This window comes from Kribbella albertanoniae, assembly GCF_004348455.1.
Classification (GTDB): domain Bacteria; phylum Actinomycetota; class Actinomycetes; order Propionibacteriales; family Kribbellaceae; genus Kribbella; species Kribbella albertanoniae.
In genome coordinates, this window is the sequence record NZ_SMKA01000265.1 from 1 (window position 1) to 13,182 (window position 13,182).

18 protein-coding genes are annotated in these 13,182 nt (G+C 67.6%); 8 read left to right on the forward strand and 10 right to left on the reverse strand.

Annotated features, from left to right (window positions below; all coding sequences use genetic code 11):
- The first annotated feature begins 383 nt into the window (after positions 1 to 383).
- From E1261_RS36500 to wrbA, 6 genes are all read left to right on the forward strand, one after another.
- Positions 384 to 1,121, forward strand: coding sequence for a hypothetical protein (locus tag E1261_RS36500; RefSeq protein WP_132414305.1), 738 nt, complete (start codon positions 384 to 386; stop codon positions 1,119 to 1,121).
- 185 nt (positions 1,122 to 1,306) lie between these two features.
- Positions 1,307 to 1,780, forward strand: coding sequence for an Hsp20/alpha crystallin family protein (locus E1261_RS36505; RefSeq protein ID WP_238176653.1), 474 nt, complete (start codon positions 1,307 to 1,309; stop codon positions 1,778 to 1,780).
- Positions 1,781 to 1,829: 49 nt separating this feature from the next.
- Positions 1,830 to 2,039: a DUF6343 family protein gene (locus tag E1261_RS46630; RefSeq protein WP_272948630.1), complete on the forward strand. Its 210-nt coding sequence runs from the start codon at positions 1,830 to 1,832 to the stop codon at positions 2,037 to 2,039.
- Between the two features lie 44 nt (positions 2,040 to 2,083).
- Positions 2,084 to 2,245 (forward strand): hypothetical protein, encoded by a 162-nt coding sequence (locus E1261_RS45590; protein WP_165952762.1) that lies wholly within the window; start codon positions 2,084 to 2,086, stop codon positions 2,243 to 2,245.
- Positions 2,246 to 2,293: 48 nt separating this feature from the next.
- Positions 2,294 to 2,533, forward strand: a complete 240-nt coding sequence (locus E1261_RS36510; RefSeq protein WP_132414306.1) for a hypothetical protein — start codon at positions 2,294 to 2,296, stop codon at positions 2,531 to 2,533.
- An 87-nt stretch (positions 2,534 to 2,620) separates the two neighbouring features.
- On the forward strand, positions 2,621 to 3,226 hold the full coding sequence (wrbA, locus tag E1261_RS36515) for an NAD(P)H:quinone oxidoreductase (protein WP_132414307.1): 606 nt from the start codon (positions 2,621 to 2,623) through the stop codon (positions 3,224 to 3,226).
- Positions 3,227 to 3,234: 8 nt separating this feature from the next.
- On the opposite strand, the gene E1261_RS36520 is transcribed toward wrbA, so the two are convergent.
- The 6 genes from E1261_RS36520 to E1261_RS36545 form a co-directional block, all read right to left on the reverse strand.
- On the reverse strand, positions 3,235 to 4,452 hold the full coding sequence (locus E1261_RS36520; RefSeq protein ID WP_132414308.1) for a GNAT family N-acetyltransferase: 1,218 nt from the start codon (positions 4,450 to 4,452) through the stop codon (positions 3,235 to 3,237).
- A 51-nt stretch (positions 4,453 to 4,503) separates the two neighbouring features.
- On the reverse strand, positions 4,504 to 5,130 hold the full coding sequence (locus E1261_RS36525; RefSeq protein ID WP_132414309.1) for a response regulator transcription factor: 627 nt from the start codon (positions 5,128 to 5,130) through the stop codon (positions 4,504 to 4,506).
- Positions 5,127 to 6,275, reverse strand: a complete 1,149-nt coding sequence (locus E1261_RS36530) for a sensor histidine kinase (RefSeq protein WP_165952763.1) — start codon at positions 6,273 to 6,275, stop codon at positions 5,127 to 5,129. Before E1261_RS36530 ends, E1261_RS36525 begins: the two co-directional genes overlap by 4 nt.
- Before the next feature lie 74 nt (positions 6,276 to 6,349).
- Positions 6,350 to 7,459, reverse strand: coding sequence for an ABC transporter substrate-binding protein (locus tag E1261_RS36535; RefSeq protein ID WP_132414311.1), 1,110 nt, complete (start codon positions 7,457 to 7,459; stop codon positions 6,350 to 6,352).
- Between the two features lie 134 nt (positions 7,460 to 7,593).
- The gene (locus tag E1261_RS36540; RefSeq protein WP_132414312.1) at positions 7,594 to 8,001 is read right to left on the reverse strand and encodes a (R)-mandelonitrile lyase; all 408 of its coding nucleotides are present in this window, start codon (positions 7,999 to 8,001) and stop codon (positions 7,594 to 7,596) included.
- 8 nt (positions 8,002 to 8,009) lie between these two features.
- On the reverse strand, positions 8,010 to 8,888 hold the full coding sequence (locus tag E1261_RS36545; protein WP_132414313.1) for a helix-turn-helix transcriptional regulator: 879 nt from the start codon (positions 8,886 to 8,888) through the stop codon (positions 8,010 to 8,012).
- A 146-nt stretch (positions 8,889 to 9,034) separates the two neighbouring features.
- Here E1261_RS36545 and E1261_RS36550 point away from each other — a divergent pair, with 146 nt between their 5' ends.
- Complete coding sequence (locus tag E1261_RS36550; RefSeq protein ID WP_132414314.1) at positions 9,035 to 10,054, forward strand: zinc-dependent alcohol dehydrogenase family protein; 1,020 nt, start codon at positions 9,035 to 9,037, stop codon at positions 10,052 to 10,054.
- Positions 10,054 to 11,259 (forward strand): multidrug effflux MFS transporter, encoded by a 1,206-nt coding sequence (locus tag E1261_RS36555; protein ID WP_132414315.1) that lies wholly within the window; start codon positions 10,054 to 10,056, stop codon positions 11,257 to 11,259. The genes E1261_RS36550 and E1261_RS36555 overlap by 1 nt, the downstream gene beginning before the upstream one ends.
- Here E1261_RS36555 and E1261_RS36560 read toward each other — a convergent pair.
- Genes E1261_RS36560 through E1261_RS36575 form a run of 4 tightly spaced genes read right to left on the reverse strand, consistent with a single transcriptional unit; the run spans position 11,253 to position 12,807 of the window.
- On the reverse strand, positions 11,253 to 11,777 hold the full coding sequence (locus tag E1261_RS36560) for a hypothetical protein (protein WP_132414316.1): 525 nt from the start codon (positions 11,775 to 11,777) through the stop codon (positions 11,253 to 11,255). The genes E1261_RS36555 and E1261_RS36560 overlap by 7 nt on opposite strands.
- A 22-nt stretch (positions 11,778 to 11,799) precedes the next feature.
- Positions 11,800 to 12,126, reverse strand: a complete 327-nt coding sequence (locus tag E1261_RS36565) for a DUF1048 domain-containing protein (protein WP_132414317.1) — start codon at positions 12,124 to 12,126, stop codon at positions 11,800 to 11,802.
- Between the two features lies 1 nt (position 12,127).
- Positions 12,128 to 12,484 carry a DUF1048 domain-containing protein gene (locus E1261_RS36570; RefSeq protein ID WP_132414318.1) on the reverse strand — a complete coding sequence of 119 codons (357 nt, stop codon included), beginning with the start codon at positions 12,482 to 12,484 and terminating at the stop codon, positions 12,128 to 12,130.
- Positions 12,481 to 12,807 (reverse strand): PadR family transcriptional regulator, encoded by a 327-nt coding sequence (locus tag E1261_RS36575; RefSeq protein ID WP_132414319.1) that lies wholly within the window; start codon positions 12,805 to 12,807, stop codon positions 12,481 to 12,483. The genes E1261_RS36570 and E1261_RS36575 overlap by 4 nt, the downstream gene beginning before the upstream one ends.
- Between the last annotated feature and the right edge of the window lie 375 nt (positions 12,808 to 13,182).

Here is a 13,182-nt window from a genome sequence, read left to right on the forward strand (position 1 = left end):
CCACTCCCGTGTCTGCTGCCCGGCCATCTCCCGAGCCCGCGCCCACTTCTGCATCTGCTAGCGCCTCCACTCCGGCGCCAGACTCACGCCCCGCGCCACACTCGGGCCCCGCGTCTCACTCGGACCACACGTCTGACGCCGGCCCCGCACCTAGCCCTGTCCCCGCGCCTGCCGTCGCACCTCACCCCGCCGCCACACCCGCCAACGTTGCTACAGGCAACGACCGGCGGGCTGACCGGGCAGCCGGTGTCAGCGTAGATCCCTGTCTCCACGGCACCCCCGGTGTGGACGACAAGCCCCGTCCGGACAGCGAGCCTGGCCCGGGCAACGAGTCCTGTCTGGACGAGCCCGATCTAGACGAGCCCGGTCTAAAGGAGGCCGGCGTGGATGATGAGGCCGATCGCGAGGCGCCCCATCCAGGTGAGGGCGATCTCCCTGATCCTCTCGACCCAAGCGACGCCTGGACAGTAGACCCCTTCGAACCACCCAGCGAAAGCCCGCCCGAGACAAGCGAAACAATGACCCCGGACGAACTGCGCGCCCTCGCGGCCCGGCTCGCCCAGATCAAACGCGACGCCCACGCCTGCCCGCACGGGCAGGGATCCGTCACGCCGCGCCCCGGGAAAACCGAGGTCTACCTACATCTCACCGACCACACCCTCGCCACCGGCACCGGCGTCGTCCGCGTCGAAGAGGTCGGGCCGCTGCTGCTCGCCCAACTCACCGAAGCCATCGGGTACGGACCGTATTTGGTGAAGCCTGTCATCGATCTCAACAAGGCCGTCAGCTCCGACGCCTACGAGGCCACCGGCCAGCTCCGCGAACACGTCAAGCTCATCCACCCCACCGAACAATTCCCCTACGGCACCCGCGAAACCACCAGCAGCATCGACCTGGATCACATCGATCCCTACGATCCGCTCGGCCCACCAGGCCAGACCAATACGCAGAACCTCATGCCGCTGATCCGCTACGGCCACCGGGTAAAAACGCACGCCGCCGGATGGAAAGTCCGCCGAATCGACGCCAAGACGATCGAGTGGACCACACCCCACGGCTTCGTGCTCCACGTCAACCCGACCGGCACCCACCGAATCCCCAAGGACGCACCAGATGGCTGACACATTGCACTCCCAATCGGTGAACCGGCGACCGACCGCGCTGTCACCGAGCGCCGATTCAATACGAGACGTCCGGTCACCTGAATCGCTGCGCTGTCAGCGGGTACCGGGCAGTTGTGGCGCGGCCACGCCGCGCCGAAGACGAAAGCGGCCAAGTCCAAGCACCCGTGGAGAAGGTGAGATCCGTGACGCTTCCGATCCGCCGCAATGACAACGTTAACCGCCGGGGGCAGCGGAGACCGCTGTCGCCGTGGGACCCGTTCGCGCCGTTCGACGACAACTACCAGCGGATGGAGGAATTCGTCCGAGCAGTCAGGGACGACTTCAGTACCGGCAGCCGGTGGTCGCCGCCGGTTGACCTCGAGGAATCCGACGACGCGTTCATCGTCGAGGCCGACCTGCCAGGGGTGGCACGCGATGATCTGACCATCGACTGGTCAGGACGTGACCTCACCATCCACGGGGAGGTCAAGGAACGTGATCGTCGCGGTGTCCTTCGCCGGCAAACACGACGTACCGGCAGCTTCGGTTACACGGTGACCTTGCCCGCCGACATCGATGGCGACAACGCCACCGCCGACCTGCGTGACGGCGTGCTGACCATCACCGCGCCGAAAACCCACGCCACCAAAACTCGCCGCATCGAGCTCAGCAACTGAAGCGCGAACCAGGTTTGGAGGTGGAGATCCGATCGGTACGACTGGGCCCCTGGTCAACCCGCGGCCGCCCCGCAGCGCGCTGACGCTACGGCTCGTCCTGGCTGTCTTCGGGCTCGTCACGTGCGCAAGCGCCGCCGCCTGCTTCGCGGTCCTGGACCTTCCGGTCGCCGTGGTGATGATCGCCGCGATCCTCGCACTCGTCGCCGCCATCGACATCGCAGTCATCGTCAGGCGGATGCAGCATGGCGAGCGGGGCTGACATTGGTCTGCGACGCGTCAGAAGCAAAGGAGAAGCTGTCGTGAATGACAAAGGCACCGGCCGCCTTGGTCCGGCTCGACGACACCGACCTGACGCTGGAGGTGCCGTCCGCCGGGTCCGGTCCCTCGAGGTCGGCTCGGGCGGCTTCCTCGGCCCGGGCACCGTTCTGGACCCCCAGCTACACCTACCCACCGTTCCGGCCCTGACCAGTCGCTTCACCGGCCAGGAACCGCGATGAACGAAAGGACACCCTGATGCCTTCGTGTGACGTGTGCGGAAACGACTACGCCAACGCTTTCTTCGTCCGGACCGCAGCCGGCGAAGAACTGACCTTCGACTCCATCGAGTGCGCCGCCCACCGGATTGCGCCCACCTGCACCCACTGCGGCTGCCGAATCCTCGGCCACGGCACGCAAGCCGACACAGCTACCTACTGCTGCGCGCATTGCGCCCGCGAGCACGGCGTCACCGGCATCCAGGACCGCGCCAAGTGACGTCACCGCTACCAGCCCGGCACCGAATGGAGCCCTGAGGCCTGGGCACCGGCAGGGCAAGAGCACTCCAGGAGAAGGAGGACGCACGTGACGGCCGATCAGCAGGACGTCAAGGTGAGTGTCATCTACTACTCGTCCACGGGAACGATCGCGGACCTGGCTCGAACGATGGCCGAGCATGCCGAGAAAGCCGGCGCGACCGTGCGTCTGCGGAAGGTGCATGAACTGGCGCCGGCCGCGGCCGTCGACTCCAACCCCGAGTGGCGAGCCAACCTCGAACGAACAGCCGATCTGAAAGAAGCCATTCCGGACGACGTCGTCTGGGCGGACGCCGTCATCTTCGGTTCCCCAACGCGCTTCGGCAACATCGCGGCACAGCTGAAGCAGTACATGGACACCCTGGGCCCGCAGTGGGAGAAGGGGCAGCTCGCCGACAAGGTGTACAGCGGATTCACCTCGTCACAGACCGAGCACGGCGGCCAGGAGTCGACCTTGCTCGCGCTGTACAACACCATCTACCACTGGGGCGGCATCGTCGTACCGCCCGGCTACACCGACCCGTCCAAGTTCGAGGACGGCAATCCGTACGGGACCTCGCACGTGTCCGCACACGGCGCGGTGGACGACAAGGCTCGCGTCGCCGCCGGGGTCCAGGTGGAGCGCGTCGTCCGGATCGCAGCCGCGTTGACCTGACACGGTCGCTAGAAGACCTCGATGCTGGTGGGAGCCACCGGCCAGGTCAATGCGGTTGCGGTCGTGATCAGGGCGCCGGGGGTGTGTTCAGTGACTCGGCCAGTGGCGGCGAACTCTGCCAGCGACCGGCCGCCGAGGTAGGTGCCGGAGAGTTCGCTCACCGACAAGGTGAGGTCGGGGGCAGCCTCGGTGCGTTCGCAGGTGGTGCTCTTGGAGTCACCGATCAGGTGGAAGCGGCCGTTGTTGTGCTCGATGACGTCGTCGCTCACTTCGAGTACGACGTCCACCGCAGAGGCGTAGCGGCGTTGCGCGAGGGCTCGGCTAACGTCGGTGAGCCGAATCCACAGGGACTCGCCGAGCCGGCGGACTAGCGCGGCCGGGTTGCTCACCAGTTGCTGCAGCGGCTCGTCGACTGCGGCGTGGCCGTATTGGACCTTGCCGGCCAGATCCAGGGTCAGCACGTAATGCCACAGCGCGTGGTACGCCGTTGGGTCGATCGCGACGAGCTCCTCCAGGACCACCTCGTTGGCCGGCCCTTCGACCGCCCAGTTCATCTTCCCGCGCCACAGGGCGTACCCGTCCACGGCGCCCGCGGCATCGCGGTGGACCAGAATCTGCCGTGGAGTCGCGCCGCCACGATCCTCGGGCTTGTCCTGGAGCCGCTTGTGCCAGAGCAGGTCCGACCGGCCCGACACCCCCGGCCGGCGCGACTGCAAAGCCCGGAGCAACGGCGCCAGTTGGGCGGCCGTGTCCTCCCCGGTCAGCTCCTCGACGCGGTCAGCGCCGCGCGGTACCAGATGTGGCCTGACCCGATGCAAGTTGATCTCGTACGAAACGTTCCGCGCCGCCGGGGCATATCCGAACCGCCCGTAGATCGCGGCTTCGCTCGCCCAGAGCACCGCCAACGCCTCCGGCGCTTCTCTCAGTTGCCGACTCATCAAGCGGGACAAGATGCCCTGCCGCCGGTGGGTCGCCCGAACGCCGACCCCGGTAACGTGCGCCGCCGCCACGACCGCACCCGGAACCGACAGATCCCGGGTCAGAGCCTTCGCCGTACCGACCAGCAGGTCGCCGTCCGTCGCCACCAACGCGCGCTCGGGCTCGAAGATCTCCCGGTCCAGGTCGGACGACGTACTGTCGAACATCATCGCCGTGGCGAACAGACCCCACAGCTGGTCGTGGTCGTCAGCCGTCGCTGCCCGCAGTACAACCTCTGAGCTACCCATGACGGCATCCTCACATGCCCCACGGACAGTTTGCCTCCGACTTTTCGAGGGTCAGGTGAGGTGGAGGAGGCCGCGGCGGGTTGCTTCGGCGACGGTGCCGGCCCGGTTGTTGCTGCCGAGTTTGCGGTAGATGCGGATCAGGTGCGTCTTGACGGTGGCCTCGCTGAGGTAGAGGTCCGCGGCAATCTCGCGGTTGCTGCGACCTTGCGCGAGGAGCCTGACGATCTGGAGCTCGCGGTCGGTCAGCGGCGTGGTCGGTGCCACCACCTCGCCGACCAGGAGGCCGACCGCGTCCTGCGCGATTCCGGCGCCGCCGTCGTACGTCGTCCGCAGGGCGCGGAAGAGGTCATCGGGCGGGCCCGCCTTCAGGACGTAGCCGCGGGCACCGGCGGCCAGAGCGAGAGCGACGTCGGTGCGGGTGCCGTGGCTGGTCAGTACGACGACCTTCACGTGCGGTACGGCGAGCGCGATCCGGCGGGTCGCCTCGATGCCGTCGATCGCGCTGTCCTGCAGCCGGAGGTCCATCAGCACCAGATCGGGCTCGAGCAGCTGGGCGAGGCGGACTGCCTCCTCGCCGTCGCCGGTCTCGCCGGTCACCTCGAAGCCGCGTTCGCCCTCGAGCAGCGCGCGCAGACCGGCACGAACCACCACGTGATCGTCGACGAGCAGAACCTTCATCCGATCGGCACCGACGCGGTCAACGCCGTACCGCGTCCGGGAGTGCTGTCGAGCGTCACGGTTCCGCCGAGTCCCCGGAGCCGCTCACGCAGCGACGGCAGGCCGAAGCCCCGGTCGGCCGCGGACGCTCGGTCGTCGACACCGTTGCCGTTATCAACGATCTGCAGGCTGACCGTCTCCCCCGTCCAGTCCAGCACCACCTCGACCCGATCCGCCTGAGCGTGATCCCGGACGTTCGCCAGAGCACCCTGCGCCGTCCGCAGCAGCGCGCTCTCCACCGAAGAGCTCAACAGCCTGGGCTCCCCCGTCGTCGTCAGCACAACCTCCGGCCCATAGGCTCGCTCACGCCGGCACAACTCCGCCAACGCAACCTCCAGACCGCCATCCTCGAGCTCGGCCGGTGTCAGGTCAGCGATCAACCGCCTAGCCTGTACGACGTTCTGTCCCAGCATCTCGGTGACTCCGCGGACCCGCTCCCGGGCCCGGGCAGGTTCCGAATCCCACTCCCGATCCGCAGCCTGCAAGAGCATCCTGCTGCCCGCCAGCTCCTGCGTGACGGTGTCGTGGATCTCCCGAGCCAACCGGGCCCGCTCGGCGAGCATGCCCGCCTCGTGCTGCTGATGGGCCAGCTCCGCACGGGTGCGTTCGAGCTCGTCGATCAGCTGCTGCCGAACCACGGAGTCACGCTGCTGCCGGGCATACAGCGCAACGGTTGCCCACAACGCCGCGGCAGGCGGCAGGAACAGGTCGAAGCCCGCGGATCGCTGGAACAGAGACAGACCGAACAGACCAGTCATGATGCCGATGGCAACAAGAGCGACCGGCACGGGCAGCGAGCGCAACAACAGGCAGGCCAACGGGATGACCAGCCAGCTGTACACCGCTGCGTAGGTCGCCGGCACCGTGGTGATCAGCAGCACCCACATCAGCGTCACCGCGACGATCAGCGGCAGCTGCCACCGACCGAGACGATCGCCTGCCCAGACCGTCACCGCGTACCCGGCCGACAGCAGCACGCTGAGACTCACGATCCAGACGCAGAGCCAGGAGTCCAATGACAGCAGCCGGCTGAACGAACCGATCACCAGCAGGAAGAACGCTGCGTGTACGGCGAGCTCGAGGCGCGACACGGCGATCCGGGACACGGTGGCTCCTTCGGCTGGCGGCTCCTTCGCAGGATGTCGCCGAGTGTAGCCGCCGGTCCCGAACCGACCCGCTGTCAGCGGCCCGGGTGAAGGCCCAGCCATCCCGAGCTCGGGGCGCCGGTCACCTCACCGAAGTACAAACTGAACGTCTGGCGCCAGCGCTCGACCTCGGCCCGGTCCGCCATGAAGGCCGGGAAGCCGTCCAGGCCGGCGTTCGCGTAGGTCCAGATCGGGCGTAGACCGGTGCCGGGGGCAACGTCGGTGCGCACGGACCACCCGTTGAACGACGCCGACTGACGTTCCTGACTGAGCTGCCAGTTCAGGTAGAGCTTTGCGGCCGTGGGATTCTTCGCCGCCGCGAAGATCGCTGCGCGCTGGCCCCAGGCCATGAACGGATCCTTGGCCGGCACCACCCAACGGGTCGCATCCGTCGCCCGGGGATTACCGGATCCGCCGACTCCGAGCGCCTTGCGGCCTTCTGCGACTGCGACTCCCGGGGTGAAGCTGCCTCGCGCGAACGAGAGCTCCTGCTGCGCCAGCTGAGCAAGCCAGCCCCAGCCGTACGCGTCGACGTACCGCTTGAACAGGAACAGGGTCGCGTCATCGTCGTTCGGGTAGGCGGACGCGACATTGCCGCGCCAGCGCGGATCCGCGAGATCACGCGGCGACGTAGGCGCGTTGCCGCCGACCCCGGCGACGTTGTAGATGTAGCTGAACGCGAAGACGTTGATGGCCGTCCAGGCACCGTCGCTGTCCTTGAAGCCGTCGTACACCTTGCCGAAGCCGGCCGGCTTGTACGGCAGCAGCCTGCCCTCCCGCTTCCAGCGCGGGAAGTTCTGCAGTGTCTGCAGCTGAACCACATCCGGTACGAGCGTCCCGGTCGCCAACTGGTTGTTCACCCGAACGTCGTGGAACTTGCTGTAGTCGACCACGATGGTCATGTCGATCTCGGGGAACCGTGCCTCGAAGGCAGCGACGGTCGCATCCGGCTGAAGCTGGCGATCGCCACCCGCGTAGACGACCAGCTTCCCCGATTCGGCGACCGCGGCACGGTAGAGCTCATCCAGGGACCGCGTCTCCTCGCGCGACGACCGGGCAGCGAAGGCCGGCGTACCGATCGCTAGCGCCGTACCGACGCCCGCACCCACTCCGAGCAGACTCCGACGACTGAACCCACTGGTCACGGCAACTTCCTCTCTTCGGCGACACAACACGTTCATCGTGTCGCCGAAGCACCGGCTGCCACATCAACCGAGCGGCTCCCCCGACCCTCAGCCGGTTGAACCCACCGTCAACCGTTCGGTTGAACGGTGGGGCGTCAGACCGCGGGTGCGGCCGCGTATTCCTCGTCGGTGACGGGTGCGAGCCAGTGGACGACGTCGTGATCGGAATCGCCTTCGTTGATCGCGACGTGGACCATCAGCCGGTTGGGAGCAGCGCCGTGCCAGTGCTCCTCGTCGGCTTCGAAGAGGACCCGGTCGCCGGGGCGGATGACCTCGATGGGTCCGCCGCGGCGCTGGCACAGACCGACGCCTTCAGTGACGAAGACTGTCTGGCTCAACGGGTGCCGGTGCCAATGGGTGCGGGCGCCAGGCATGAAGTGGACGAGGTTGGCGGCAATCCTCGACGGCGGCGGGGCCGCGGCGACGGCGTCGATGTAGACATCGCCGGTGAACCAGTCGGCCGGTCCTTTGACGGTGTCGATGCTGCTGCGCGTGATCTGCATGAGGCCCTTCAGTGGTTGTTCGTCGGTACGTCGGCCGGTGTCGCCCAGGAAGCGAGTAGCCGGAGCCGCTCGGCCGAGGGTGAACCCGGTTCGGCTGTGGAGATCAGCAGGACCAGTCCCGGCTCGGCGGTGATCGCGAGCTCCTCGTAGACAAGCGTGACTTCGCCGACGACGGGGTGGTTGAAGCGCTTGGTGCCTGCTCCGTGGGTGCGGACGTTGTGGTCGGCCCACAGCCGGCGGAAGGTCTCGCTCTGGGTGGAGAGCTCGCCGACGAGGTCCTGGAGCCCGCGGTCGTGCGGGTCGCGGCCGGAGTCGGCGCGCATGATGGCGACGCACATCTGGGCGAACAGCTCCCAGTCCGGGTAGAAGTCCCGCGAGGCGGGATCCAGGAACTGGAACCTGGCCAGGTTCGGCGTGCGACCGCCTTCGCCGATCACCGGCGAGTAGAAGGCGCGTCCCAACGCGTTCGTGGCCAGCAGATTCTGCTGCGAGTCACGGACGAACGCGACACCGTCCTTGATCGCATCCAGGGCCCATTGCAGGCTGAGCCGCGACGCCGCCGCCTTGCTGGTCGCCCGGCGGCGCGCCCGGCCCGAGGTCGGGATCCCGTCCGCGGCCCGCGCTAGGTCGAACAAGTGGGCCCGCTCGGTGTCGTCCAACTGCAGAGCCCGCGCGATGGCATCGAGTACGCCGGTGGACGCGCCGGCGATCTGCCCTCGCTCGAGCCGGGCGTAGTACTCGACGCTCAGTCCGGCGATCGTTGCCACCTCGCTGCGGCGCAGACCGGGAACGCGCCGGGTACCGGTGGTCGGCAGGCCTGCCTGGTCCGGCGTGATGCGGGCGCGGCGAGTTGTGAGGAACTCGCGTACCTCCTGACGGTTGTCCACGACTACGACAGTAGTCCGCCGGGCGCGCCGCCGAGGCACTGAAGGGTGCCCTATCGGTACACCTATCGACAGGGACTTCCTGTACGACGGACCGCCGCGTTCACTCCTAGGGTAGGTATCAGCGTCAGTTCGAGGAGGAGCGCGCCATGCGCCAGGTAGTCATGCACGGACCGGGGAACGTCCAGGTGGAGGACCGCGAGGACCCGAAGATCGTCGTACCGACCGACGCGATCATCCGCCTCTCGGCTACCTGCATCTGCGGGAGCGACCTGTGGCCGTATCGAGGTGCCGAGCCCGTCGATCACCAGGTGATGGGGCACGAGTACGTCGGTGTCGTCGAGGAGGTCGGCGCGGAGGTGCGGACGATCAAGGTCGGCGACTTCGTCGTCGGGTCGTTCTGGGCCTCGGACAACACCTGTGAGATGTGCCAGGCCGGCTACCAGGCGTACTGCGCGCACCGAGTCCTGATGGGAACCATCGGTACCCAGTCCGAGCGGGCCCGGATCCCCTTGGCCGACGGCACACTCGTCGCCACTCCCGGGATGCCCGATCCAGAGCTGATCCCATCGCTGATGGCGGCGTCCGACGTACTCGGCACTGGTTGGTTTGCCGCTGTTGCCGCCGAGGCCGGTCCGGGTAAGACGGTCGCGGTCGTCGGGGACGGTGCCGTTGGCCTGCTGGGAATCCTGGCTGCCCAGCAGCTCGGCGCCGAGCGGATCATCGCCTTCAGCCGGCACGCCGATCGTCAGGCGCTGGCCAAGGAGTTCGGCGCCACCGACATCGTCGAAGAGCGTGGGGACGAGGGCGTCGCCCGCATCAAGGAGCTGACCGGCGGGCTCGGCGCCCACTCGGTCATCGAGGCCGTCGGCACCCAGGAAGCAATGATGCAGGCCATCCGCTCTACCCGGCCGGGCGGACATGTCGGATTTGTCGGGGTCTCCCACGATGTCGCGATCCCTGGCGACGAGCTGTTCATGTCCGGCGTCCACATCCACGGTGGTCCGGCCCCGGTCCGGCAGTATCTGCCCGACCTGATCCAGCTGATCTGGGACCGCAAGATCAACCCTGGCAAGGTTTTCGACCTCGTCCTGCCCATCGACCGCGCCGCCGAGGGCTACCGCGCCATGGACGAACGCACCGCTACCAAAGTCCTGCTGACCGTCTGATGAATCGACCTGCCTCCCAGGTTCGGGCCCAGCTGACCGTCGGGCTGGTCGCGACCGTGGTCTTCGTGGCCGCGATCGCGCCCCTGGCCACCGACATGTACGTCCCCGCCTTCCCGCAGGTCGCCGACGACCTGTCCAGTACGGCGACGCAGGTCCAGCTCACGCTGACGACCTTCTTCGTCGGTATGGCGCTCGGCCAGCTGATCGGCGGCCCGGTCTCGGATCAACGCGGCCGGCGGATTCCGTTGCTCGCGGCCCTGCTGGCCATGACCGTGGCCTCGATCGTCTGCGCGCTCGCCCCGACTATCACGGTGATGGCGGTGGCCAGGCTCGTCCAGGGCTTCGCCGGCGGCTGGGCGATGGTGATCGGCCGGGCGATCATCGTCGACCTCGCGAGCGGCGCGCGGCTGGTCCGGGTGGTGAACGTCATCGCGGCGGTCGGCGGCATCGCACCCGTTGTTGGTCCGCTCGTCGGCGGGCTGATCCTGCAGCTGTCGCACTGGCGGGTCTCGTTCTGGCTCGTCGCCGTGCTCGGTCTTGCGATGACGCTGGCGGCCCTGGTCGCCGTACCCGAATCGCTTCCCCGCGAACGGCGTCACGCCGGCGGACTACGCAACTTCGCCGCCGCCGGACGCATTGTCCTGGCCAACCGCGAGTACGTCGGCTATCTGCTGGTCACCGGGGCTGCGATGGGTGCGCTGTTCGCGTACGTCGCCACCTCGGCGTTCGTCCTGCAAACCATGAACGGGCTCTCGCCTGCCGCCTACTCCATCGACTTCGCCGCCAACGCCGCCGGGATGACCGTCGCCGCGCTGATCGCTGCCCGGCTCGCCGGTCGCGTGGCCACCCGCAAGCTCATCCTGACCGGTCAGCTCGCCGCTCTCACCGCCGGTATCGCGATGCTGACCGGAGCGCTGTGGTTCGGCACTCCGTTGCTGCTGGCAATCAGCTGCTTCTTCGTCCTGATGACTGCCCAAGGCCTCATCATCCCCAACGGAAGCGCCCTCGCATCCGCAGCCGTCCGCCACCACCCCGGCACCGGCTCAGCCCTGCAGGGATTCGTCCACTGGGTCACCGCCGGAACCATCGCCCCCATCGCCGGGCTCGGCGGCGAACACACCGCCGTACCGATGGCCGCCCTCATAACGCTAGGCGCTGCCGTCTCCCTCACCGGAAGGCAACTCGCCACCAGCCAACGTCATTGAGGTGCACGGCGCTTGCGAGGTCGGAATCTCGAGCGGAAGCTGGCGTCGTACTCGAGGTTCACATAGCCCGAGGAGTGCACTCCGGCCGCAATGCATCCCATCACCAGGAACACGATCCCCGCAACGAGCGACATGTGCCAGAAACCGGCGGTGATGCCGACGAACGCCGTCGCCTGGGCGACCCCCTTCGCGATCGCGACCGGCACCGACCGGCTGGTGCGGCGCCGGAACTCCTCCTGCCTGTTCAGGACCAGGAGCGCTGCGAGCAGCGGAATCGACACCGCAAAGGCAACGACACACACCAGTGCCGACACGTCGAGTGATGGCTCGGTCAGAAACGGCTGCACCATCACCAAGCCGGCTGCGACCAGTCCGCCGTACGTCAGGTTCGACTGCCGGATCCACTCGGCCTGGTACGCCGGATCGGCGGCTGCGTCCTCGACCTCCTGACTGATGCGCTCCGCCTCGGTCTGTGCGAACCGTTCATGCACCTCGGATCGCTTCCTGTCCTCTGTCACGCGGTCATCGTGTCACGGGGTGCTACTTCTCGGACGTGCCGGACTTCTTGCTGACGGATTCCTGGTAGACGTCGGCGTAGGTGCGGGAGTCTTTGACAAGGTCGTCGGCGAAGGCGGCTACGTCGGTGCCGATGAGTTGCAGGACTCCTCGACCGGACGCGGCTCCTTGCTCGAAGAAGTCGACAAGCTCTTGCAGTAACTGGCCATCGACCAGGTCGACCGGTCCCACCTTGAACAGGTAGCGCTGGATCTCCTGGTAGACGATCTGGTAGTCCGGCGGCAGCGCCTTCACCCGCGCCACGTGTGCGCGCCACTGCCGCTTGCCTTCGATGATGTCCTGAATCCCCACGTCAGCCTCCCAGCCGGTCCAGTTTGCGCGCGACATTCCTGTTCAACTGCTCACGCCACCGGTCGCGATAGCTCCGCGCCCCTTCGCCGCCGGCCAGGGCCGCACTGAACGCCTCGATGTCGTCGCCCACCACCTGGTAGATGGTTTGCCCATCGGCAGCGGACTCCTCGAGCAGCCCCAACGCGCCGTCCAGGATCGGCATCAGATTCCGGCCGGTGAAATCGGAGTACGGCGACAGGTGCGTCTTGATCTCGTCCCACGCCGCCCGGAAGTCGTTCGGCAGCACCGCGGCGCGGGCCTCGAACGCCTTCCATTCCCTGGTGAGATCGCTGCCGGTGATGGTCTCCCAGAAGTTCATCTCCCGCCCTCCTTGAGCTTGTCGATCCGTGTTTTCACATACGTCCATTTCGCCCAGAACGTCGCGAGCTCCGCCCGCCCCGCGTCGTTCAGCGCGAAGAACTTGCGCGGCGGCCCCTGCTCGGACGGCCGTTTCGTCACCTGCACCAGCCCGTTCCGCTCCAGCCGCAGCAGGATCGTGTACACCGTCCCCTCGACGACATCAGCGAAGCCGAGCTCGTTCAACCGCCGCGTGATGGCATAGCCATAGGTCTCTTCACGACCGATGATCTCCAGCACGCACCCCTCGAGCGTCCCCTTCAGCATCTCCGTCAGCTCATCCACCGCAAGCCCTCCACGCTCCTCCCAGTACTCAGTAGCACCGAGTACCACTACACGGTACCACGTAGTAGTGGCGCACCGGGATTGCCCGGCTCTCGTGCTCGATGTGTGGGTTCTTGTACGGCGATGGTGGCCGCGCGTCGCTCGGACGCGGCCGGGAATCTCCGGTGGTGGCTGGGCGGGGCGGTTCGGTCGGCGGTCAGGGGGAACGTGGCTTGCGGCTGACGGGCTGTGGTTGGCGCCGGTGGTGCCCAGGCCTGTCTGCCGACCCGTCGCGGTGGTTCGAGGCTGATCGGGGCGGTTCCGGCGGTTCCGGCGGTTCCGGCGGGGTTCGGGTGGTTCCGGCGGGGTTCGGGCGGTTGGGGAGCGGTACGCGGC